Source organism: Terricaulis silvestris (assembly GCF_009792355.1).
Classification (GTDB): Bacteria; Pseudomonadota; Alphaproteobacteria; order Caulobacterales; family Aquidulcibacteraceae; genus Vitreimonas; species Vitreimonas silvestris.
This window is the reverse complement of record NZ_CP047045.1, coordinates 1217186-1239042: the sequence shown is the minus strand read 5'-3', so window position 1 is coordinate 1239042 and position 21857 is coordinate 1217186. Positions and strand designations below refer to the sequence as shown.

Below are 21857 nucleotides of genomic sequence, written 5' to 3'. Positions count from 1 at the left end.
CCTTGACCCAAGATTAGGGACCTGCCGCGCAGTCAGGTCAACGCCCAGAACTTCGATAGAATGCGCTCAATTCAGCGGCCCGCCACGCCATGTCGCCTTCGGCTGTTGGCCTGTGGCCACGGCCACCGCCGCGTGCGCCAGCAAACGCGTCGAATCCAGCGTCGGCAGCGGCGAAATCTCCGGTGTGATCAGGATCGGGATTTCGGTGCAGCAGAGCGCCGCCGCGTCGCACCCTTCAGTCTTCAGCGCATCGATCACGCGCAGGAATTCGCTGCGCGCCGACTCCTCAAAACGTCCAAGGCAGAGCTCGTCGAAAATAATCGCATTCAGCAACCGACGGTCAGCCGCGCCGGGCGTCCGCATCTCCAGACCATGGCGCGCAAACGCCGCCGTATAGACCGAGCCTTCCATCGTGTAGCGCGTCCCGAGCAACGCGATGCGACGGCGCCCTTCCGCCTTCGCCTGCCGCGCCACGACTTCGGCGATGTGCAGCCCTGGCAATGGATAAAGTTCGCGGGATGCTTCAAGTGCAATGTGCGCGGTGTTGTCGGGGCACACGAAGAAGTCACAGCCGGCTCTCGCCAAGCGCTCCGCCGTGGCGCGCAGGTGCACGTTGATCTGATCCAGATCGCCGGCTTCCCACCACGGGATGGTCGGCCCCATCGGCATCAGCGACAGCGTAATCTCGGGATGCGTGTGATCGCCCAGGCGCCGCGCGCTTTCGCGCACCGTCTCCAGATAGCAGAGCGCCGAGCCGTCAGCCGAGTGGCCGAGAATACCGATGTGGAGCACGGCTCATCTTAGCCAGTTCCAGAACGCGTTGGCCACTACACTCCAGGCTGGATGGGTCACCAAAGCGGCGATGATGGCATGCATGGCGACGACCATGAACCCACCCATCAATGTGGCCGGGTGCAGCCGTCGCTGCGTCGCAAAGTCGAACACGATCAGCGGCAGGATCAGAAGCACGTAGAGCCTGAGCGCGCTATCGAGGAAGCCGTGCGAGACTTGGTTCGGCAGCAGGTCCATGCGATCGAGCGCGGCCTGCACCAGCGTGAACGTTGCAAACGTCATCATGCGCTTGTGCCAGCCGGCGTTCCGGCGCCCGAGATAGGCCCAGCTGACAAAGAGCGGAAACATCACGATCGCGCCCACCTGCACCAAGAGCGGCGGCACCAGGAATTGATAGACTGTCGGGTCGAGCCGCTTCAACGTCACGATTGTGACGGCCACCATCGCCAGCCACACCGCGCCGGCGACGCCGATCGCGAGCTGGCCCACCTTCTTGTGCATGCGCAGATCGGTGCGCGCGGCGAAGGTGGCCTGCGTCGCGTAGGTGACGAGCCAGGCCATCATGATCGCGCCGTGGAAATGGATGATCGGCGGAAATGGCGATCGGCCGGATAGATACTGGACAAAGCTCGGTCCGAAACCGGACAGCGCCAACGCCATGCACCACACCGCGAGAATGACAAAAAACCAGCGCAGCACGCCGGCGCGTCGTCCGGCGGGCGTTTCATGAAGCGCTACGGTGTCTGTCGCGTGCACGACGCGGCGTCCCTCTCGCCGAACGGAACACAACGCTACGCGCGCGAAGGCGCGCGTTCAACTTTAACGCGCCAGACTCCCGAACCACGCGAGCCTTCGCCCCGCGAGCATCCCGTCAGGGGCGGAACGCGTCGCCATCGCCTGAGTTTGCCTTCTGAACCTCCTGGAGACCCTTCATGGCGCGCGAACCGCACTTGGAAAGCATGCTGCCTCAGGCGCAGCCCGATGACGATCTCGGCGTGCAAAATTTCCTCGATCGCTTCGGCAAAGCACTCACCGCCGGCGACGGCGCTGCGATAGCAGACATGTGGGAGACGCCCGCTTTCGTGCTCGGCGACGGCATGGCCCGCGCGGTCAACTCGCGCGAAGAAGTCGAAGCCTTCTTCGCAGGCGCGAAAGATCAGTACAACGAACTCGGCATCACTGACACCAGGCCACAGATCGTCCGTCTGGACGAGATCAACGATCACCTCGTCATGGTCCGCGTCCGCTGGCCCTACCTCGACGTGCAAGGCATGGAGCGCGGCGCAGAAACCTCAACCTACACGCTGACTCGCGAAGGCGACGGCGCCTGGAAATTCCGCATCACGGTGATGCAAGGCGCGGAAAAGCCGAACTAGGCAAAAGCGGCGGTTCCCGATTCGCGAATGCATAGCTCACCGCGCGGAACAGGGCGCGCCGCGATCCGTTTACCGGCTTCCAACCCAAGGGAGAGGCCCCATGCGTACTCTACTCACCATCGCCGCCGTCGCAGCACTCGCCGCCTGCGGCCAGACCACGACCGTCGAAGCGCCCGCCGAACCGGCTACAGTCGAAGCCCCAGCGCCGACGGTAGTCGTGCTTACGGAAGCCGACGCGCGCACGCGCGCCGAAGGCGCAGGCTACACCGCCATCACGGGCCTGATGCAGAACGCCGATGGCACATGGACCGCCACCGGCACGCAAAACGGCGCCACCACGTCGATCACGATCACCGATAGCGGCGTCACCGCCGCCACGACCACAACGCCTTAGGTCGAAGATGACTCCGCCGCTGCCGATGTCGGCGGCGGCGGATCGTGATCAGCCGCGCGAACCGCTAAGCTCCACGACATCTTCGACCGTCCGCAGCCCGCTGCGCTGCGCGCTCACCAGCACCGCCATGTTGCCAGGCGCGTGCTTGTTATCGAGCATCTTTTCGTGCGCGTCCGGGATCTTGTCCCACGGAAACACTTCCGACATCGCCGGATCGATCCGGCGGTCAATCACCAGCTGATTGGCTTGGCTCGCATGATATAGGTGCGCGAAGTGTGAGCCCTGGACGCGCTTTTGCCGCATCCAGAGAAAACGCGCGTCCATGGTGAGATTGTAGCCCGTCGTACCGGCGCAGATCACGACCATGCCGCCGCGCTTACACACCAGCACCGAAACCGGGAACGTCGCCTCGCCCGGATGTTCGAACACGATATCGACATCCTTGCCGCCGGTAATTTCCCAGATCGCTTTGCCGAACTTGCGGCTCTCTTTCATGTAGTCGCCGAACTCGGGCCCGTTCACCTTCGGCAGCTGACCCCAGCAGTTAAAGTCATTGCGGTTGATCACCGCCTTCGCGCCCATCGAGAGCACGTAGTCTTTCTTGTCATCGCTAGAAACAACACCGATCGCGTGCGCCCCGCTCACGGCGCAAAGCTGAACCGCGAACACGCCAAGCCCGCCCGATGCGCCCCACACCAGCACGTTCTGACCCGGCCGCAGCACGTTCGGCCGCCAGCCGAACAGCATCCGGTACGCCGTGGCCAGCGTCAGCGTGTAGCAAGCGCTCTCTTCCCAGGTGAGGTGCTTCGGCCGCGCCATCATCTGGCGCGCCTGCACTTTGCAGAACTGCGCGAACGAACCGTCCGTCGTTTCGTAACCCCAGATGCGCTGGCTTGGCGAAAACATCGGATCGCCGCCATTGCACTCCTCGTCGTCGCCATCGTCCTGGTTGCAGTGGATGACAACTTCGTCGCCCGGCTTCCAGCGCTTCACCTTCGAGCCAACCGCCCACACGATGCCCGCCGCATCAGAGCCCGCGACGTGATAGGGCTGCTTGTGCACATCGAGCACGCTCATCGGCTCGCCCAGCGCCGCCCACACGCCGTTGTAGTTCACGCCCGCCGCCATCACGAGCACCAGCGCCTCGTCCTCGCCGATCTGCGGCGTCGGCACCTGCTCCAGCTGCATCGCCGTCAGCGGGCGGCCGTGCCGCTCCTTGCGGATCGCCCACGCCCACATCTTTTCCGGGACGTGAAACTGGGGCGGGATTTCCCCTACGTCGTAGATGTCCTTCACCGCTTTCAGGTTCGCCTGGGCCATGAGTCTCTCGAATTTGCTGCGGCGCACAATGGGCCGACATTGGTCGGAGCGTCAACGCCCGAACAAGTCCGCCGGAAACGCTGCGACAATCGCGGCTGTCATCAGTGTCGCCATGAACCCAGGCAGCAACGCCTTCCACGCGAGCCCAAGGATTTCGCTCCGCCGCGCCGGCATCAACACGGTCATGCCGCCGGTCATGATGCCGACGGAGGCGACGTTGGCGAAACCGCAGATGGCGTAGGTCAGGATCATGCGCGTGCGGTCGGTCATCGCGTCGGCGGGAATGGCGCCGAGATCGATGAAGGCGATGAACTCGGTGAGGAAAAGCTTAGTGCCGAGGATGTTGCCCGCGGCCAGCGCTTCATTCCACGGCACGCCGATGATCCAGGCGACCGGCGCAAAGACGTAACCGAAAATGCTCTGAAGCGTGACGACGCTCGCGCTTGGCGAAACCAAGCCCAGTTGCACCGCGCCCGCCTGTCCCGATGCGAGCAGATGGTTAGCGATCCAAACGAAAGCCACGAACACGATCAGAAACGCCGCGACGTTGACCGCGACCATGACGCCGTCCTGAACGCCCTTGGTGATGGCGTCCTTCGAGCTCTCGTATTTCAGCGTGACGTCATAGTCCGGCGGCGCGGCGTCCGGCGCTTCAGGAATCATGATGCGCGCGAGCAAAATACCCGCCGGCGCCGAGATAATAGACGCCGCCAGCACATGGCCCGCCGCATTCGGCAGCACCGGCGCGAGGATCACGGCGTACGCCACCATCGTCGAGCCCGCGACCGTCGCCAGCCCCACCACCATCATCAAGAACAGCTCGGAGCGCGACAGCTTGTCGAGATAGCCGCGAATGACGATCGGGCTTTCGACCATGCCCATGAAAATATTGGCCGCCACTGCAAGCGCGGAGGCGCCGCCAAGGCCCATCGTCTTCTCGAACAGAAAGCCAAAGAACCGCGTCACCCATTCCAGGATGCGCCAATGCCACAGCAGCGCCGAGAGCGCGGAGATCACCAGGATCAACGGCAGCACGCGAAAGCCGAAAATGAACGGCAACACGGCGCCATCAGGCTGCATGGCGAAGGGCGCAAGGCCGCCGCTCAAATGCCCAAACACGAACTGCGCCCCGCGATCGCTGCTATCGGCCAGCGCATCGACGACCGCAGTCATGCCGCTCAGCATCGCCTGTGAGTTGGGGATGGCGAACAGCGCCAGCACCAGCCCCGCCTGCGCCGCCAGCGCGCCGATCGCGAGCATGAACGGAAAGCGCCGCTTCCGCTCCGACAACAGCCAGCAAATCGCAATGATCAAAACGACCGCGATCAAGCTGCGCGCGTTTTCGAGCGAATAAACCATGCGATTCCCTCAGGCAGCGCCGACGCTAGGAAGCGCGCGCAATCGCTGCAATCGCGGCCGGTGCTTTTTGCGTGGTGTCGGCAAGGCAGGCGCAATCGCGCGCCGCGCGCCCTCTGTTGCACGGCAACAATGCCCGCTCCATGATCACAGGCGCGCCATGACTCGCTTCCAGCACCCCCCGGACCCGCCCTGGATCTTCCGCACCTACGCCGGCCACTCCACGCCGGCGGAGTCGAACAAGCTTTACCGGGTGAACTTGGCCCGTGGCCAAACCGGGCTTTCCGTCGCCTTCGATCTCCCCACCCAGACCGGCTACGACAGCGACCACATCCTCGCGCGCGGCGAAGTTGGCAAAGTCGGCGTGCCGGTCGGCCACCTCGGCGACATGCGCGCACTGCTCGACGGCATCCCGCTCGAGCAGATGAACACCTCGATGACGATCAACGCGCCCGCCGCCTGGCTGCTAGCGCTCTATGTCGCGCTCGCCGAAGAGCAAGGCGCCGATCCGGCCAAGCTCACCGGCACCACGCAGAACGACATCCTCAAAGAATATCTCTCACGCGGCACCTACATCTTCCCACCGGCGCCGAGCTTGAAACTCACCGCCGACACCATCGCCTGGAGCCTCTCGACGATTCCAAAATGGAATCCGATGAACGTCTGCAGCTACCATTTGCAAGAAGCTGGCGCCACGCCAGAGCAAGAACTCGCCTTCGCGCTTGCCGCCGCCATCGCCGTGCTCGACGAAGTCAAAGCGCGTGGCGAGATTGCGCCCGAGCGCTTCGCCGACGTGTTCTCCCGCATCTCCTTCTTCGTGAACGCAGGCCTCCGCTTCATCACCGAGACCTGCAAGATGCGCGCGTTCACGCTGCTGTGGGACGAGATCGGCCGCGACCGTTATGGCGTCACCGACGAAAAAGCGCGCCGCTTCCGATACGGCGTGCAGGTCAACTCACTTGGCCTCACAGAGCAGCAAGCGGAAAACAACGTCTACCGCATCCTGCTCGAAACCCTCGCCGTCACGCTCTCCAAAGACGCTCGCGCCCGCGCTGTGCAACTGCCAGCATGGAACGAAGCACTCGGCCTGCCGCGGCCCTGGGATCAGCAATGGTCGCTGCGCATGCAGCAAGTGCTCGCCTACGAGACTGACTTGCTAGAATACGAAGACATCTTCGAAGGCTCCAAAGTCATCGAGGCCAAGGTCCGCGACCTCGCCATCGGCGCCCGCGCCGAACTCGCCAACATCGAAGCCATGGGCGGCGCAGCGGCCGCGCTTGACTACCTCAAAGCCGCGCTCGTCGACTCCAACCGCCGCCGCATCGAGCAAATCGAAAGCGGCGCGCAGAAGATCATCGGCGTGAACGCTTTCACCGAAGGCGAACCCTCGCCGTTCGAAGCCGGCGAAAAGAACATTCACACTGTCGATCTCAGCGTCGAAGCCGAACAGATCGCGCGCCTCAAAGCCTGGCGCGCGGCGCGGGCCAATAACGCAGCTGAAACGGCTCTCGCCTCACTCGAAGCCGATGCCCGCGCCGACAAAAACATCATGCCCGCCAGTCTCGCCGCCGCCAAAGCCGGCGTCACCACCGGCGAATGGGCCGCCACACTGCGCAAAGTCTACGGCGAGTACCGCGGCCCCACCGGCGTCGCACTCGTCATCGAAACCAGCGGCGAAGATACCGAGGCCGTAAAGCGCGACGTCGCCGCGCTCAGCGAAAAACTCGGCCGCCAACTCACCTTTCTCGTCGGCAAACCCGGCCTCGACGGCCACTCCAACGGCGCCGAACAAATCGCCGCCCGCGCCCGCGCCGTCGGCATGGACGCGATCTACGAAGGCATCCGGCTCACGCCTGCCGAGATCGTCGCCGCCGCGAAGGAGAAGAAGGCGCACGCCGTCGGCCTCTCCATCCTCTCCGGCAGCCACGTCGATCTGGTGCAAGAAGTCGTGCGCCTCATGCGCGCCGAGGGCCTAGACAACGTCCCCCTCGTCGTCGGCGGCATCATCCCGCCCGCCGATGCGCTCGCCCTCAAACAAATGGGCGTCGCCGGCGTTTACACGCCGAAGGACTTCAAGATCACGGGCATCATGAGCGACGTCGTGAAACTGGTGGAGCGCGCGAACTAACGAAGCGATTGCACCAGCCGCGTCATAGCGCTTGCGCCAACGAGTGGCGCGAAGAACGGAATGAACGAACACGCGAGTCCAACTAGAAACACCGCTGCGCCGTTGCGCTTGCGCAGCTTCACCGCATCCGCATAGCTCATGTGCCTTGCGGCAACGACTGTCGCGTACTCCCGCCCCATCAGAAATCCATTGAGCGACCAGAACACGATCGCGTTCACCACCGGTATGAAATAGAGCGGAATCGCGATCAGGTTCAGCACCAAAGCCGGCAACGCGATGCGCACGTTATTCCACAGCGCTTGATGCACCGGCACGATACGGCCCTTCGGCGCGCCGATCTTCTTCTCCACGCGGTCGGCCGCGATGTCGAAGAACAGCACCCCGCCGACGATCATCGAAATCGCCGGCGACAGCGCGATCGCCAACACCACCACGACGAGGCTCGCCAGCAGTTCGCCGCCCTGCGACACGTAACGCACCCAACCGCCGCCATTGGGAATGAGCGGCACGGCATGCGTAATAATCGCCCACGCCGCCGTCGCCGTCAGCGTCACCGCGATCACTAAGTTCAGCAGCGCCAGCAGCGTCAGCCGCCCGAAGAACACGTCCTTCAGCCCACCCGCGATAGCTGCGACAACCTTACTCAAAGCAGTCTCCCGGCGTTGCCCCGCTTGACGGTAAACTAGCCGCTCTCCACCCTGCGCCGCCAGGGGACGACCATGACGACCGACGACGAAGACACGCCCGAGCGCAAGACCACATGGCGCGAGCACGCCGTGGAATGGGCAAAAACCATCGCGGGCGCCTTCCTGGCCTATCTGGCGTTTACGACGGTTGCGTTCGCGAACTATCGCATCCCCTCGGAAAGCATGGTGCCGCACCTCGAAGTTGGCGACCGCGTCGTCGTCTCGAAGTTCGCTTACGGCTACAGCCGCTTCTCGCTGCCGCTCAATCTCGGCTTCATGCTGCCTCGCTCTCAACATCGCTTTCTCGAACGCCTGCCGCGACGCGGCGATGTCGCCGTCTTCATTCATCCGCGCACCGGCATCGTCATGATCAAGCGCGCCATAGGCTTGCCGGGCGACACCATCGAAGTGCGCGGCGGCGCGCTCTGGATCAATGGCGAAGCAGCCGCGACGACGGAGCCTGTGCTGCTGATGCGCGAACGCTACCAGCAAGGCCGCGAATGGGCGCGGCGTTCCGAAGAAACGCTGCCGAACGGATACACGCACTCCGTCCACGATCTGGCGCCGGACGAACCGCTCGACGAGTTCGGACCCTTCGTAGTGCCGGCGGGCCATATCTTCTTCATGGGCGACAATCGCGACAACTCGCTCGACAGCCGTTGGGACGGCATGGGCTCGGTGCCGGTCGAGAACCTTATCGGCCGCGCAGAAATCGTCTACGCAACGCGCTCATGCAGCGGCAATCCGACGCTGTCATGCCCGATGGATCGCTGGATGCAGCCGCTGCATCACTGACTATTGGCGGCTGCGCTGCACCACGTAAATGCCGGTCAGAACAAGCGCTGCGCCAAATAACGCAACGGCGCTCAGTGCTTCATCGAACAGAGCCCATGAAAGCGCGGCAGCGACCAGCGGCTGCATCCAGAGCAGCACGGTGGAAACAACAATCGGCAAACGACCCACGCCGTACGCAATCAATCCCTGCCCGCCGACCTGCACGAACAACCCAAGCCCGATCACGATCGCCCAGCCAACCCAGGTTTGCGGCAGCGTCGTCTCGCCCATCGCAAAGCTGATGACCGCCGCCACACACGCCGCAGCCAACGTCGCCCAAAACATGACGGCGCCGACGCTGACGTTCTTGCCCAGCGCGCGCACGATCATCAGGTAGCCCGCGTAGAAGAGCGCACCGAGGAGCGAGATCGAGTCGCCGATCCAGCCATGCTCAGGCGCCTCCGCCGGACCGCCGCCCGTCTGCGCCCGCGCCAGGGCCAAGGTGACCGCTCCCGCCAAAGCCACCGCCCCTCCAGCGAGGATGGGCGTGCTCAACCGCTCCTTGAGCCAGATCCAGCCGAACAGCGCCGCAAACACCGGCGTCAGGTTCACCAGCAAGGTGGCGTTTGTGACAGTCGTAAGGTTCAGGGCAATTGCCCAGAGCGAGATCTCCAGCCCAAACAAGAGCCCGCCCAACACCAGCCATAGTGTCTGCCGCTGGCTGGGAATCGGCCGGCTCATCCCCGCCCAGACCGCCAGAATCGGCAGGGCGAACAAGAATCGCCAGAGATTGGTGGCGTTCGGGCCGACCTCGGACAGGCGAATAGCGATCGGCGCGAGCCCGATCAGCGAGGCTCCCGTTAACGCCGCGAGCGCCGCTTTTCCTTGCCCCGAATGATCCGCCATGCGCTTGAAAAACGCCGGATTCCGGCGGGGTGCAAGGGTCCATTTTACGCTATCTGGATACCGCTATTGCATTAACCTTTGGGCCTACAACACCCTCTGTGTTCACAGATTCGACACTCGAAAATTCGCTGCTGAGGCTGTCCCCCATTGACCCTGCATTAACGGGTGGCATCACTATATATAGCGGTACGGCGCGACTAAGGACCCAAGGACGTGTGGTTTGGGCCAGAACCGAGTCGGATTAACACAGAGCTAAATTCGGGGGCTAAAGCGATGCAGGCACGGGCGGAAAAAGCAGGGGTCCACCGCATGGGCGAGGTCCATCGCGGCAAGCCCAAGCCGCTACGCCCGATGAAGGTTGTCGAGAAGGTCGTTACGGATCCGAGCCGCGATGCGCTGCTGACGGAATTCGGCAAGACGACTCTCAACGATCGCTACTTGCTGCAGGGCGAGTCCTATCAAGACATGTTCGCGCGCGTCGCGACGGCGTTCGCAGACGACATCGGTCACGCGCAACGCATCTACGATTACATCTCCAAGCTCTGGTTCATGCCGGCGACGCCCGTCCTTTCTAATGGCGGCGCCGAACGCGGGCTCCCGATCTCGTGCTTCTTGAATGCTGTCGGCGATTCACTCGACGGCATCATGGACACGTGGAACGAGAACGTGTGGCTCGCTTCCAATGGCGGCGGCATCGGCACCTATTGGGGCGGCGTTCGTTCCATCGGCGAAAAGGTCGGCCAAAACGGACAAACGTCAGGCATCATTCCGTTCATCCGCGTGATGGACTCGCTGACGCTCGCAATCAGCCAAGGCTCACTGCGCCGCGGTTCGGCGGCGGTGTACTTGGACATCCACCATCCCGAGATCGAGGAATTCCTCGAAATCCGCAAAGCCGCCGGTGACTTCAACCGCAAGAGCTTGAACCTGCACCACGGGCTCAACCTCACCGACGAATTCATGATCGCCGTGCGCGACGATCTTCCGTTCGCGCTGCGCTCGCCGAAAGACCAAGCGCCGCTGAAGCACGTCAATGCCCGGAAGCTCTGGCAGAAAATCCTCGAGCTCCGCCTGCAAACCGGCGAGCCCTACATCATCTTCTCCGACACCGTGAATAAGGCGATGCCGAGCCACCAGCGCAAGCTGGGACTAAAGGTTCGCCAATCGAACCTGTGCTCGGAAATCATGCTGCACACCGGCATGGATCATAATGGCCGCGAGCGCACCGCCGTCTGCTGTCTCTCCTCGTTGAACGCCGAGACGTTCCTTGAGTGGGAAAAGGAGCCGGAATTCCTCGACGACGTGTTCCGCTTCCTCGACAACGTGCTGCAAGACTTCATCGAGCGCGCGCCGCCGGAAATGGAACGCGCCATCTACGCCGCCATGCGCGAGCGCAGCGTTGGTCTGGGCCTGATGGGCTTCCACTCCTTCCTGCAGAAGCAAGGCGTGTCGATGGAATCGGCGATGGCGAAGGTCTGGAACAACCGCCTCTTCCGCCACATCCGCCGCGGCGCCGACGCTGCGTCGGTGAAGCTCGCGCAAGAGCGTGGCCCCTGCCCGGACGCCGCCGAGAACAACGTGATGGCGCGCTTCTCCCACAAGCTCGCGATCGCGCCGACGGCTTCGATCTCGATCATCTGCGGCGGCACGTCCGCCGGCATCGAGCCGATCCCGGCCAACATCTACACCCACAAGACGCTCTCGGGCTCCTTCGCGGTGAAGAACCCCTATCTTGAGCAGCTGCTCGAAGAGAAGGGCAAGAACACCGAACCGGTGTGGTCCTCGATCCTGAAGAACGAAGGCTCGGTGCAGCACCTAGATTGCTTGAGCGACGACGAGAAGTCGATCTTCAAGACCGCGTTCGAAATCGATCAACGCTGGGTCATCGAGCTCGCCGCCGACCGCACGCCGCTGATCTGCCAATCGCAATCGCTCAACATGTTCATCCCCGGCGATGTCGATAAGTGGGACTTGCACATGCTGCACTGGATGGCATGGGAGCGCGGCGTGAAGAGCCTCTACTACTGCCGCTCCAAGTCCGTGCAACGCGCCGGCTTCGCCGGCGAAGACAACAAAGCCGACATCGTCCCCGAAGACGCGATGCAGATGACGGAAAAGACCGACTACGAAGAATGCTTGGCGTGCCAATAGCACGCTGATTGGTTGGATTAGAGTGCTGGGCGCGGACGGAAACGTCCGCGCCCTTTGCTTTTTGCTTGGCTTCACCCTTTTGGCTGGCGATATGTGCGCTGAGGGTGAAAATGAACACGCAAACATCAGAAACGAGAGCCCGTACCCCTTGGCATTTGTGGGTGGTCGGTATCGTGAGCCTTTTGTGGTATGGTGCCGGCACCTACACGATACAGATGGCGCAACTTGGCCGCTTGCCTCACCTTTCACCAGACGAGGTCGCGTATTACGCCGCTAAGCCAGTGTGGCTTATCGCCATAACCGCCATCTCCACCTACGGATCGGCTCTGGCCTCAGCGCTTTTGCTCATGCGTTCACGCCCCGCCGTGTGGCTCTTCGCCATCGCCCTGGTTTTCATTCTGTTGAACAACGGGATCGAACTGGCAAACGGCACATCGCGTGCTTTCGCAAATACGGGAGCAACGATCGCGACCGTCGTCATCGTGCTGCTCGCCTTCGCGGTTCTGCTCTACGCGCACTTGATGCGGAAACGCGGCGTCCTGCGCTGAGGTCGCGCAACGCTCACCACAGAGGACGCTCCCATGCATTTCCCGCGCATGCCGATCGAGGAAGAGAGCCCCGAGCAGCTAGGCTACGACAAGATCAAATTCAACTTGACTGAATCCTCCGTGCGCGACCGCACGCTGGCCGATCTGAACCTCGACCTCGGCAAAATCGTCCTCGCCTACACCGATCACACCGGCCATCCGCCATTGCGCGCTCTCGTCGCCGCCCGCGCCGGCGGCGTCCTCGACGCCGACAACGTCCTCATCACCGCAGGCGCCGCCGCAGCACTCTTCATCGTCGCGATTTCATTGCTCGACGCGGGCGACCACATCGTGGTCGTCAGGCCCAACTACGCCACCAACATCGAAACGCCCCGCGCCATCCGCTGCGCCATCGATTACGTCGATCTCGATTTCGACCAAGGCTTTGCCTTCGACATCGAGAAGCTGAAATCCCTGGTCCGCCCCAACACCAAGCTCATCTCGATTACCACGCCGCACAACCCAACCGGCGTCGCCCTCAGCGCCGAGCAACTGAAACAAATCGTCGCCATTGCGGAAGCTAACGGCGCCTACGTGCTGGTGGATGAAACCTACCGCGAGATGTCCTTCGTCCCGAAAACACCGGTCGCCACCGCATACGGCGAGCGCGTCATCTCCGTCGCCTCGCTTTCCAAAAGCTTCGGCATCCCCGGCATTCGGCTCGGCTGGATCATCTCGCGCGACAAAGCCCTGCTCTACCGCCTGCTCTGCGCCAAGGAGCAGATCGGCATCTGCGGCAGCATCATCGACCAAGAGATCGGCCTCCGCGCCGTCGAACAAGCCGACGCTTGGCTCAAGCAAAACGACCAAGCCATCGCCGCTGCCTTCGCCACCGTGAAACAATGGATCGCCCGCGAGCAATTGCTGGAATGGGTCGAGCCGACAGGCGGCTGCGTCTGCTTCCCGCGCATGCGCGAAGGCATCGACACTGCGAAATTCTACGATCGCCTCAACAACCATTACGGCGCATACGTCGGCCCCGGCCATTGGTTCGAACAATCCGACCGCTTCTTCCGCATCGGCTACGGTTGGCCAACACAAGACGAACTCGCCGGCGGCCTCGCCGCCATCTCCAGCGCATTGCGCGATGTGAGTTAGACATGTCCTTCGGGCTTATCGCGCTCCGGCTTGTCGGCAGCCGGGTCAGTGGTTGAGGCATTGGCCGGCTCAACACTGAACGCCATCGGCGTCACGCGTTCCGGCCGATCCCCCAAGCGATCCCACGAGCGCACCGGCGCTGGCGTGCGTTCTGCACGCCAGACGCTGGTGGCCGACGGCGGTTCAATCCCCCGCCGGCCAACAGGCGTGTCCTCCACTGGGCTCGCGGCCAAATCGTAAGCAACGCCCACCGGCGCAACATCCGCCAGCGTGACACGCGCCTGATGCTCAACAGGCAACCGAACGACAACGGCGCGTGAGGGCTGTTCACGGCTCGCTCCAATCGCAAGGCCCGTCGCCAACACCGCGCCGATCACGACCAAAGCCGTCGCGAGCGCGCGAAAAGCGGGCGCCGGCCCCGAGCGAGCCGGCCGCCGCGCAACAGGAAACTGCGCGATGGTCTTTTCGACCGGAGGCCGCCAATCGGCCGGCCGGCTGGCGCGGGCGGCAATCATCATGCGGTCGAGCGCAAAGAACATCCGATCGAGCGACGCATCGTCCGGATCGCCGTTCCATTGAGTCATGTCGAAGCACAGCGCTGCGCCTTCGGGCGCCGCCGTATCCGTAAAGTTCAACACGACGCCTTTGCCCGTCGCGATGATGCGCATGACCACGACGCCAAGGTCCGCTGACGCCTTCGCCGCCTCCGTCCACACGACAACGCCTGCGCCGCACCAGGGCAGCGTGTCGTCGTCTGCGACATCCGAAACGGAAAAGCCAAAATCGTCGAACATCTCCGCGAGCGCTTCGGCCCGCTCGATGTCCTGACGCACGCACACCAACACGACGTCCGCCATGACGTTGCCCCGGCCCCGCAAATGCCCAGTGGCGCTCGCCTGTCGCGCGTCACGCATGCGGGTAGCGGCATAAGAACACCGCCTGCGCGAATCCGTTCCTGCGTTTTCCCGCGAAATTTTGCAGTATCTGCTAGGCGGCAAGCAGCGCCGACTTACCCGCAAACGACATCACTCTTGCCCGAAAGCGACAGCCCGATACCGGCGCTCAACTCATTGTGATTGAACCGATTTTGTAGCGTGACCAACGTCACGTCGCGCATCCATTGCGCTTCCTACATTCATCTTGTGCTCAGGAAACACCGCCTGCGCACGGGGAGTTAGGGAGACATGACCAAGTTAGCCGCCTCCGGTTTTGCAACAGCACTCGCGGTGCTGGCGCTCGGCGGTTCGTCCATCGTCGCCGTGCGTAACGCGCCTGCGCAAACGATCGTGCAAGCGCCGGTCGAGCGTGCGCTGAGCACGATGGAACTTGGCGAATGCCGCATCCACTACGAAGCGCTGCCCGCTGATCGCCAACCGGCGGCGATGGAGTGCGAGCACGCGAATTGGGTTGCCAAAAGTTGGGGCGGCCGCGTTCTCGAACAAACCAGCGAGGGCGAAGTCGAACAAGCCGCCTACAATGGCCGCAACGATTTCACCGGCGTGCCCGCTGATGCGCTGCCGCGCGCGGGCTATTGCCGCGCTTGGCTGGATGACGTGGACGTCTCGGCGCAACCAGAAGCAACCGATTGCCGTAGCGCGCGCACGATCGCATCTGAGCGCGGCGGCCGCGTCCTGCACATCCCGCTCTAAGCAACGTCCATGGCGCCAAAGATGTGCTTGTGGCCGCGAATGATCCCGGCGATCGCATCTGGATCAGGTTCAAGTGACCACTCGCCGCGATCGAACGTCCCGCCCAGCACGATCCCGTCACGCCGGCCGAACATGTAACCCTCGGACGCGATCACGTTGTAGTCGACCTCCGGCTGCGGCAGCAGGATCACCAACTGCCCACGCACCGGCATGATCTCGCGATCGCCGAACAACGCGCCAGCGCCCAACCCAGTGCAGTTGAAGATCGTCCGCTCCGGCAACGCCCGCACCTGCGCCACGTCCGCGAACTCACGCACCACGATCTCCGCGCCCGCCAGGCGCACGTCGGCCTCCATGCGCCTGAGATAGAGCGGCGTTTCGATCATCATGGTGTCGAACCGGCGCACATAGGGCGCGCCGAAATTGTGCTCTTCGTGGCCAAGGTCGCGCTGATTGGCGACCAGCGCCCGCATCGGGCTGTCTTCACGCGACGGATAAGTCGTGATCGGCCGGTTGGAGAGATTGTAGTTCGCTTCCCACTCGACCCCGTAGCCGCCGCCGACCATCCCCTGATAGCGGCGGTATGCGAACCGTGCCGCCTCCACATGCTGCGCGCGGTAGGCGTCAGTGATCACATCATGGTCGTACACCGACGCGGGCCACCACTGCGCACCCGCGACGTTCGACGTCGTGTTCGGCGGCAAATCCTTCGCATAGATCCGCACCCGCGCGCCGCGCTGCTGCAACAGCGCCGCCGTCGCCAAGCCAACCGCGCCGCAACCCAACACCGCGCAATCCGGTTTCGACGAATCGAAACCCAAATCCACCGCTTGCTTCGCCGATCCCCACGACAGCGTGATCCCACCGCCGCCGTGCCCATAATTGTGCGCGAGCACTTTGTCGCCCAACGCCTCGCGCTCAACGCGAAACCCACTCGGCCGGAACGGGCGCAAACCAACATCAATGCGGATGATCCGGCTCTCGTCCACGATCACCGGCGCCAGCCGCACCCGCTCGCGCGGCGCGTGGCCCAGATCGCGCATCAAGCCTTCGCTAAACCCACGCGTTGCGGCACACGACGAAGCCAAACTCGCCCCGCCCAACGCCAAGATCATGCGTCGTGATGACATCCGCGCATCAGACGGCGCGCGCACCCCATGTCAATCCAGCCTTGCCGTTCAGGCGATTCTGGCACACATCAACGCCATGCATGGGCATCAGGGTCACGCGCACGATCATCACGACCACGCTCATCACCGCCCCGCCCCCAGCGACAAACGTTATACCATCGCCATCGCGTTGAACCTGGCCTTCGTCTTGGTCGAAGGCGCGGCGGGTTTCTTCGCCAGCTCAACCGCGCTGCTCTCCGACGCGACGCACAACCTCTCCGACGTGCTGGGCCTCGCACTGGCCGGCGGCGCGGCGTGGTTGGCGAAACAGCAAACCAGCGAACGCCGCACTTACGGGTACTCCAAAGCGACGGTACTCGCCGCCCTCGCCAACGCTCTCGTGCTCGTCATCGCCTGCGGCGGCATTCTCTGGGAAGCAGGCCGCCGCTTCTTCGCGCCCGAACCTGTCGAGCCCGGCTTCATCATGGCTGTCGCCGCTATCGGCGTTGTCATCAATGGCGCGACTGCCATGCTTTTCCTCGCCGGCCGCAAGGAAGACGTGAACGTGCGCGGCGCTTACCTCCATATGCTCGCTGACGCAGGCGTCTCCGCCGCCGTCATCGTCGCCGGCGCCGCGATCTGGCTGACACAAGCACAGTGGATTGATCCCGCGATTTCCGTCGCCGTCGTGCTGCTGATCCTTTGGGGCACATGGGGCCTGCTGAAAGAATCCCTCGATCTCACCCTCGACGCCGCCCCCGCCAATATCGATGTCGCCGCCGTGCGCGATTACCTCGCATCGCAAGCCGGGGTGACGGCCGTGCACGACCTCCACATCTGGGCCATGGGCGCCACCAAGCCCGCGCTGACCGCGCACCTCGTGCGTCCCGACGGCGGCGACGACGTGTTCCTGGCCGAAGTCGCCGACGGCATCACGCAGAAATTCGGCATTTCGCACGTGACGCTACAAATCGAACGCGCCCAGCGCGACGATTGCGAGCACTGCTAGCCTTCAGACCAAGTCTTCAGCAACTGATGCGCAATCGCGAACGGCGGCGGGCAGAAAGCGTCCGGGTGCTTGCCCGCCATCAGCGCCCGCGCTTCATCACGCGTGAACCAGCGCCCGCTTTCCAGTTCGTGCGTATCGACGGTCTCGCGATCATCGTCGACCTCACAGATCGCGCCGATCATCAGCGAATGCGGAAACGGCCACGGCTGCGTCGAATGCAGCCGCACCTCGCACACCCGCAAGCCCGCCTCTTCCAGCGTCTCACGCGCCACCGCTTCTTCAATGGTCTCACCGGGCTCGATGAACCCCGCCAGCGCCGAATGCATCCCGCGCGGCCACATCCGCTGCCGCGCCAAGAAACACTTCTCCCCGATCACCGGCAACATGATGCAAACCGGATCGACGCGCGGAAAGTGCTCGGCGTTGCAAGTGGGGCACTCGCGTTTCCACCCGGCCTCCGACACCACGGTGGCGACCCCGCAATTAGCGCAGAACCCGCTCTTGGCGTGCCACTCGAACACGGCTTTGGCCGGCCCAATCGTGGCCAACTCCTCACGCGACAGACGTGGCCCCAGCGCGCGCAGGTCATCGAACCGGCCGATGTCGTTCAGCGGCGCATCATCCGGCACATCCACGGCGAAATGCGCCGCACCTTCCGCGTCCAAGCCGAGAAACAGCGTGCGCGCATCCGCCGGTGCGATCGCGCTCCGCGCATGCGCGCCCAGCCAACCCACCGCCACCGCGTCGCCATCGTCCACCACAAACGGCCGGTGCCGGAAGAACGGCACGATCCGCGTCGTCTCGGCCGCGAGCGCCGTCGCCAGCCAAGCCTCGTCGCGCCGGTGATGCCCGGCGCGGTCCAACGGCGAGCGCGCAAACGCGTTCGGATTGTGCGGCAGCAAAGCCAAGATCAGGCCGGCTTCCGGAAGCGCAGCACGAACTGATCCGTGCGCCCGCGAATGTCGCCTTCGAACACACGCACGGTGCGGTTGTCCGCCGGATTGCGCAGCACTTCGCTCTCTTCCTCGAGCACGAAGCCCGCCGCCTCCAGCTCACGAACGACTTGCGCGCGATCGATCCGGTGCGTCGCAGTCGCGCCATCGGTGCTTGTCGGCGCGCCATCGACGGCAGCGTGATCAATGATCACCAACACGCCGCCTGGCTTCAGCGCCGCGAACATCTCGCGGTTCAGGCGCGGCACATCGATGTTGAGCTGCGACAGGAAGAAGTCGTGATAGATCTGCGAAATAAAGATCGCATCGAGCGGCTCATCCGTAACCCAGCCCTGATAGCCCTGCTGCACCACAGTGACGTTCGGATAAGCCGGCGCCACCGCCAGGATCGGCCGCGTGCGTTCCGGCGTGTTCGGCCGATCGATCGCGAAAACGCGACCCGTTTCGCCAACCGCCACGGAGAACAACCGCGTGTAATACCCGCCGCCCGGCCCGACATCGGCCACGCGCCAGCCCTGCTGCACGCCGCTAAACGTCAGGATCTCACGTGGGTGCCGCAGCGCGTCGCGCTCCACGTCCGCCGCCGGCCGCCGCGCGTCGGTGAGCGCTGCCTCGATCCCCGGGTTTGGCGCCACGGTCGCCAGCATGATCCCAGGCACCGCGCCGCCCGCGCACGCGCCGATGAACAGGGCCACACCCAGGCCAGCCAGCAAATTCCGCATGTCGTCCTCCACCGTCGCACCGGGGATTTAGCCTGCCGAGCGCGGCCTGTCTTGCTCTTCCAGCCGTCGTGAACGATTGGAAACCGCTAGCCGTTACATTGAACCGACATGATTCCCGTAACCCCCTCCATCGCCCTCGACGAGCGCGACCTCGAAGAGCGCTTCATCCGCGCCGCTGGCCCCGGCGGCCAGAACGTCAACAAGGTGTCGACGGCGGTCGAACTGCGCTTCCGCTTGGGCGGCTTCACGCAACTTCCAGATGACGTGCGCGGACGGCTGGAAACACTCGCCGGCCGCCGCCTCACGCTCGACGGCGAGATCGTCATCCGCGCCGACGAACACCGCACCCAGGATCGCAACCGCGCCGAAGCGCAGGCGCGGTTGGTGAACCTGGTGAAGCAAGCTTCACACCGGCCAAAGCCGCGGCACAAGACGCGTGTGCCAAAGGGCGAAAAACTAAAGCGGCTAGAAGGCAAAGTCCGCCGCGGCGACGTGAAGGCGAAACGAGGCAAGGTGCGTGATCACGATTGATCCCTCGCCCCGCACAGCGGGGGAGGGTGTCGCGAAGCGACGGGAGGGGGACAGTGTATTTCCCCCTCCCCAACCCCTCCCCCGCGTTGCGGGGCGAGGGACGTCGCGACTATTCCGGCTTCCTAAACCGCATCATGAACTGATCGGTGCTGCCGCGGATCGACGGATCGAACACGCTCACCGTCCGCGCGTCCGCCGCGTTGCGCAGCACTTGGCTTTCGCCATCAAACACGAACCCCGCTGCTTCCACTTCACGACGCACCGTCGCCTGATCGATCCGATGCAACGTCGCGTCGTTGTCTTCGGTCTGCACCGGTGAGCCATCGACCGCCGCGTGATCGATGATCACATAAATGCCGCCTGGCTTCAGCGCCGCAAACGCTGAGGCATTCACCGCGTTGCGATCGCCCAGATTGTACGAAGCGATCGGCAAGTCATGGTAATTCTGCGCCGTGAAAATCACGTCGAGCGGCTCAGGATACGCCAGCGCATCGTAGGGCGTCCGCGACATCACCGCGTTCGGATACTGCGCCGCGACCGCCAACACCGGCAGCTCATACTCACCGGCCACGCCGTCAGCGCGGATCGTCGGATACACCCGGCCTTCATCGCCAACCGCCACTGCAAACAACCGCGTCCAATACCCGCCGCCTGGGAAGATATCCGCTACCCGGTCACCCGGCTCGATCCGCGCAAACGCCAGCGTGTCGGCGGCATGCCGTGCTGCATCGCGCGCGCGCTCTTCCGCCGGACGGCGCGAATCCGCCAAAGCTGCTACGATATTCGGCGCATCCGCGCTGACTTCAGCCGGCGCCGCAGGCGCGGGCGCTTCAGTGCTTTGTCCGCAAGCCGCGAGTACAAACGCGGCGGCAGCGGCGACCAGAAAATGCTTCATGTGCGATCCTCCCGCGCTTCAACTAGCGCGATCGGCGCAGGAACGCATCCCCAGCACGACGAACGGCCCTGCCGGTCGTCCAGATCACGCACGATCACGCAGAGTTTAGCGGCCGCGCCGCTGCGTCTGCGGCGGTGGCGTGAGTTCCAGCTGCTCCGGCGGCGCAGGCAGACGGGGCGCCACCTCGATCTGCGGCGGCGCGGAAATATCGATGCCCGTATCGCCCGCGCCCAATTCCTTGAACTTGCGCGCTTGCGGCATGACCCGGCTTTCAATCGAGCTCAACAGACCATTATATGTCGTCACCGACTTGCCGATCGCGTCGCCGACCTTACCCAAATGGTCGGCCATCACCGCCATGCGCCGATACAATTCACGGCCAAGCTCGGCGATCTCCTGCGCGTTCTTGGCGCTCTGTTCCTGGCGCCAGCCGTACGAAACCGATTTCGCCAGCGCCACCATCGTCGACGGCGTCGTGATGATCACCTTCTGCGCGAACGCTTCGTCGAACAAATTCGGATCACGCTCCGCCGCCGCCGCGAGGAAGTTCTCGCCCGGCACGAACAACACCACGAAATCCGCCGTCGCTGGCACGTGCTTCCAGTAATCCTTCGACGCCAAATTCTTGACGTGGCTCTTCAACTCCGCCGCGTGCTTCTTCAGGAACGTCTCACGCGCAGCGTCGTCCGTCGCTTCCATCGCGTCGAGATACCCAGAAAGCGCGACCTTCGAATCCACCACGATGCAGCGCCCGCCCGGCAGATTGATCACCACGTCCGGCCGCAACCGCGAACCTTCGCCATCGCTCGTCGTCACCTGTTCAGTAAAATCGACATGCGCCGCGAGTCCCGACAGCTCCAGCACGTTGCGCAGCGTTTGCTCACCCCAGCGCCCGCGCATCTTCGGCGACGCGCGCAATGCGGTGAGCAAATTCTGCGTCGTCTTATTCGTTGAGCCCACAGCGTCCATGATCTGGCGCACCTGCTCGCCCATCGCAGACTTATCTTGCAGCCGCGCCTTCTCCAGCGCGTCCACCGAACCCGCGAGCTTCGCCAACGCTTCCTGCGCCGGCGTCAGTACTTCCTTCACGCCGCCGGCGGCCGCTTGCTTGTGTTTCTCGAACGTCTCGTTCGCCAGCGTCATGAAGCTCGCTTGCGACGCCTCCAGCGCCTTCGCCGCCAGCGCCAAGAAGCGCGCCTCCTCGGACTCCGAGCGCGCGCCCGCGCCGGCTTTCGCGCCAGCCAGATCGGCCGCGAGTTGCGTGTTCTCCTTGCGCACGGCGTCTAGCTCGCCACGCAGGCGGTCGCGCTCAGCGCGGATGGGCTCGACGCCTGCGGAGCGGTAGGCAAACCAGCCAGCGGCGCCGATAGCAGCCACGGCCAGCAAAAGCAAAAGCGATTCGGTCATTTCGGGAGCCTAGC

The 21857-nt window shown here is 63.8% G+C and carries 22 protein-coding genes; 10 read left to right on the top strand and 12 right to left on the bottom strand.

What is annotated here, in order from left to right; all coding sequences use genetic code 11:
* Positions 1–66: 66 nt before the first annotated feature.
* Entirely contained in the window at positions 67–792 is a 726-nt protein-coding gene (locus DSM104635_RS06040) for an aspartate/glutamate racemase family protein (RefSeq protein ID WP_158765342.1), read from the bottom strand.
* A 3-nt stretch (positions 793–795) separates the two neighbouring features.
* Positions 796–1548: a hypothetical protein gene (locus tag DSM104635_RS06035; protein WP_158765341.1), complete on the bottom strand. Its 753-nt coding sequence runs from the start codon at positions 1546–1548 to the stop codon at positions 796–798.
* A gap of 176 nt (positions 1549–1724) precedes the next feature.
* On the opposite strand from DSM104635_RS06035, the gene DSM104635_RS06030 reads away from it, so the two are divergent.
* On the top strand, positions 1725–2168 hold the full coding sequence (locus DSM104635_RS06030) for a DUF6841 family protein (protein WP_158765340.1): 444 nt from the start codon (positions 1725–1727) through the stop codon (positions 2166–2168).
* 100 nt (positions 2169–2268) lie between these two features.
* Positions 2269–2562 (top strand): hypothetical protein, encoded by a 294-nt coding sequence (locus tag DSM104635_RS06025; RefSeq protein WP_158765339.1) that lies wholly within the window; start codon positions 2269–2271, stop codon positions 2560–2562.
* A 48-nt stretch (positions 2563–2610) separates the two neighbouring features.
* On the opposite strand, the gene ccrA is transcribed toward DSM104635_RS06025, so the two are convergent.
* The gene (ccrA, locus tag DSM104635_RS06020) at positions 2611–3882 is read right to left on the bottom strand and encodes a crotonyl-CoA carboxylase/reductase (protein WP_158765338.1); all 1272 of its coding nucleotides are present in this window, start codon (positions 3880–3882) and stop codon (positions 2611–2613) included.
* Positions 3883–3933: 51 nt separating this feature from the next.
* Positions 3934–5241 (bottom strand): NupC/NupG family nucleoside CNT transporter, encoded by a 1308-nt coding sequence (locus DSM104635_RS06015; RefSeq protein ID WP_158765337.1) that lies wholly within the window; start codon positions 5239–5241, stop codon positions 3934–3936.
* Positions 5242–5398: 157 nt separating this feature from the next.
* Here DSM104635_RS06015 and DSM104635_RS06010 point away from each other — a divergent pair, with 157 nt between their 5' ends.
* On the top strand, positions 5399–7366 hold the full coding sequence (locus DSM104635_RS06010; protein ID WP_158765336.1) for a methylmalonyl-CoA mutase family protein: 1968 nt from the start codon (positions 5399–5401) through the stop codon (positions 7364–7366).
* On the opposite strand, the gene DSM104635_RS06005 is transcribed toward DSM104635_RS06010, so the two are convergent.
* Positions 7363–8013 carry an EI24 domain-containing protein gene (locus tag DSM104635_RS06005; RefSeq protein WP_158765335.1) on the bottom strand — a complete coding sequence of 217 codons (651 nt, stop codon included), beginning with the start codon at positions 8011–8013 and terminating at the stop codon, positions 7363–7365. The genes DSM104635_RS06010 and DSM104635_RS06005 overlap by 4 nt on opposite strands.
* 72 nt (positions 8014–8085) lie before the next feature.
* On the opposite strand from DSM104635_RS06005, the gene lepB reads away from it, so the two are divergent.
* The gene (lepB, locus tag DSM104635_RS06000) at positions 8086–8847 is read left to right on the top strand and encodes a signal peptidase I (protein WP_158765334.1); all 762 of its coding nucleotides are present in this window, start codon (positions 8086–8088) and stop codon (positions 8845–8847) included.
* Here lepB and DSM104635_RS05995 read toward each other — a convergent pair whose 3' ends face one another.
* Entirely contained in the window at positions 8848–9732 is an 885-nt protein-coding gene (locus DSM104635_RS05995; protein ID WP_158765333.1) for a DMT family transporter, read from the bottom strand. It abuts the gene before it with no gap.
* A 309-nt stretch (positions 9733–10041) separates the two neighbouring features.
* Here DSM104635_RS05995 and DSM104635_RS05990 point away from each other — a divergent pair, with 309 nt between their 5' ends.
* The 3 genes from DSM104635_RS05990 to DSM104635_RS05980 all read left to right on the top strand — a co-directional run bounded on the left by DSM104635_RS05990 (position 10042) and on the right by DSM104635_RS05980 (position 13568).
* Positions 10042–11883, top strand: coding sequence for a ribonucleoside-diphosphate reductase subunit alpha (locus DSM104635_RS05990; RefSeq protein WP_158765332.1), 1842 nt, complete (start codon positions 10042–10044; stop codon positions 11881–11883).
* A gap of 173 nt (positions 11884–12056) precedes the next feature.
* On the top strand, positions 12057–12431 hold the full coding sequence (locus DSM104635_RS05985; protein ID WP_158765331.1) for a hypothetical protein: 375 nt from the start codon (positions 12057–12059) through the stop codon (positions 12429–12431).
* Between the two features lie 33 nt (positions 12432–12464).
* The gene (locus tag DSM104635_RS05980; protein ID WP_158765330.1) at positions 12465–13568 is read left to right on the top strand and encodes a pyridoxal phosphate-dependent aminotransferase; all 1104 of its coding nucleotides are present in this window, start codon (positions 12465–12467) and stop codon (positions 13566–13568) included.
* On the opposite strand, the gene DSM104635_RS05975 is transcribed toward DSM104635_RS05980, so the two are convergent.
* Entirely contained in the window at positions 13565–14482 is a 918-nt protein-coding gene (locus DSM104635_RS05975; protein ID WP_228445901.1) for a hypothetical protein, read from the bottom strand. The genes DSM104635_RS05980 and DSM104635_RS05975 overlap by 4 nt on opposite strands.
* Positions 14483–14752: 270 nt before the next feature.
* Between DSM104635_RS05975 and DSM104635_RS05970 the strand changes: the two genes are divergently transcribed.
* On the top strand, positions 14753–15217 hold the full coding sequence (locus tag DSM104635_RS05970) for a hypothetical protein (RefSeq protein ID WP_158765328.1): 465 nt from the start codon (positions 14753–14755) through the stop codon (positions 15215–15217).
* Here the strand turns inward: DSM104635_RS05970 and DSM104635_RS05965 are convergent.
* The gene (locus DSM104635_RS05965; RefSeq protein ID WP_158765327.1) at positions 15214–16260 is read right to left on the bottom strand and encodes an FAD-dependent oxidoreductase; all 1047 of its coding nucleotides are present in this window, start codon (positions 16258–16260) and stop codon (positions 15214–15216) included. The two genes, DSM104635_RS05970 and DSM104635_RS05965, sit on opposite strands and share 4 nt — an antisense overlap.
* A gap of 163 nt (positions 16261–16423) precedes the next feature.
* Between DSM104635_RS05965 and DSM104635_RS05960 the strand changes: the two genes are divergently transcribed.
* Positions 16424–17335: a cation diffusion facilitator family transporter gene (locus DSM104635_RS05960; RefSeq protein ID WP_228446029.1), complete on the top strand. Its 912-nt coding sequence runs from the start codon at positions 16424–16426 to the stop codon at positions 17333–17335.
* On the opposite strand, the gene nudC is transcribed toward DSM104635_RS05960, so the two are convergent.
* Positions 17332–18243 (bottom strand): NAD(+) diphosphatase, encoded by a 912-nt coding sequence (gene nudC, locus DSM104635_RS05955; protein ID WP_323368345.1) that lies wholly within the window; start codon positions 18241–18243, stop codon positions 17332–17334. The two genes, DSM104635_RS05960 and nudC, sit on opposite strands and share 4 nt — an antisense overlap.
* A 2-nt stretch (positions 18244–18245) precedes the next feature.
* Entirely contained in the window at positions 18246–19010 is a 765-nt protein-coding gene (locus DSM104635_RS05950) for a class I SAM-dependent methyltransferase (RefSeq protein ID WP_228445899.1), read from the bottom strand.
* Positions 19011–19118: 108 nt separating this feature from the next.
* On the opposite strand from DSM104635_RS05950, the gene arfB reads away from it, so the two are divergent.
* Positions 19119–19541 carry an alternative ribosome rescue aminoacyl-tRNA hydrolase ArfB gene (arfB, locus tag DSM104635_RS05945; protein ID WP_158765326.1) on the top strand — a complete coding sequence of 141 codons (423 nt, stop codon included), beginning with the start codon at positions 19119–19121 and terminating at the stop codon, positions 19539–19541.
* Between the two features lie 109 nt (positions 19542–19650).
* Here arfB and DSM104635_RS05940 read toward each other — a convergent pair whose 3' ends face one another.
* On the bottom strand, positions 19651–20436 hold the full coding sequence (locus DSM104635_RS05940; protein ID WP_158765325.1) for a class I SAM-dependent methyltransferase: 786 nt from the start codon (positions 20434–20436) through the stop codon (positions 19651–19653).
* Positions 20437–20541: 105 nt separating this feature from the next.
* Entirely contained in the window at positions 20542–21843 is a 1302-nt protein-coding gene (locus DSM104635_RS05935) for a DNA recombination protein RmuC (protein ID WP_158765324.1), read from the bottom strand.
* Positions 21844–21857: the final 14 nt, after the last annotated feature.

Coding starts and splice junctions, on each gene's coding strand:
- DSM104635_RS05935 (WP_158765324.1), bottom strand. CDS start 21,843: ATGACCGAATCGCTTTTGCTTTTGCTGGCCGTGGCTGCTATCGGCGCC.
- DSM104635_RS05965 (WP_158765327.1), bottom strand. CDS start 16,260: ATGCGCGATCTGGGCCACGCGCCGCGCGAGCGGGTGCGGCTGGCGCCG.
- lepB (WP_158765334.1), top strand. CDS start 8,086: ATGACGACCGACGACGAAGACACGCCCGAGCGCAAGACCACATGGCGC.
- DSM104635_RS05950 (WP_228445899.1), bottom strand. CDS start 19,010: ATGCGGAATTTGCTGGCTGGCCTGGGTGTGGCCCTGTTCATCGGCGCG.
- ccrA (WP_158765338.1), bottom strand. CDS start 3,882: ATGGCCCAGGCGAACCTGAAAGCGGTGAAGGACATCTACGACGTAGGG.
- DSM104635_RS06015 (WP_158765337.1), bottom strand. CDS start 5,241: ATGGTTTATTCGCTCGAAAACGCGCGCAGCTTGATCGCGGTCGTTTTG.
- arfB (WP_158765326.1), top strand. CDS start 19,119: ATGATTCCCGTAACCCCCTCCATCGCCCTCGACGAGCGCGACCTCGAA.
- DSM104635_RS05970 (WP_158765328.1), top strand. CDS start 14,753: ATGACCAAGTTAGCCGCCTCCGGTTTTGCAACAGCACTCGCGGTGCTG.
- DSM104635_RS06030 (WP_158765340.1), top strand. CDS start 1,725: ATGGCGCGCGAACCGCACTTGGAAAGCATGCTGCCTCAGGCGCAGCCC.
- DSM104635_RS05980 (WP_158765330.1), top strand. CDS start 12,465: ATGCATTTCCCGCGCATGCCGATCGAGGAAGAGAGCCCCGAGCAGCTA.
- DSM104635_RS05975 (WP_228445901.1), bottom strand. CDS start 14,482: ATGCGTGACGCGCGACAGGCGAGCGCCACTGGGCATTTGCGGGGCCGG.
- DSM104635_RS05940 (WP_158765325.1), bottom strand. CDS start 20,436: ATGAAGCATTTTCTGGTCGCCGCTGCCGCCGCGTTTGTACTCGCGGCT.
- DSM104635_RS05960 (WP_228446029.1), top strand. CDS start 16,424: ATGCATGGGCATCAGGGTCACGCGCACGATCATCACGACCACGCTCAT.
- DSM104635_RS05995 (WP_158765333.1), bottom strand. CDS start 9,732: ATGGCGGATCATTCGGGGCAAGGAAAAGCGGCGCTCGCGGCGTTAACG.
- DSM104635_RS06010 (WP_158765336.1), top strand. CDS start 5,399: ATGACTCGCTTCCAGCACCCCCCGGACCCGCCCTGGATCTTCCGCACC.
- DSM104635_RS06025 (WP_158765339.1), top strand. CDS start 2,269: ATGCGTACTCTACTCACCATCGCCGCCGTCGCAGCACTCGCCGCCTGC.
- DSM104635_RS05990 (WP_158765332.1), top strand. CDS start 10,042: ATGGGCGAGGTCCATCGCGGCAAGCCCAAGCCGCTACGCCCGATGAAG.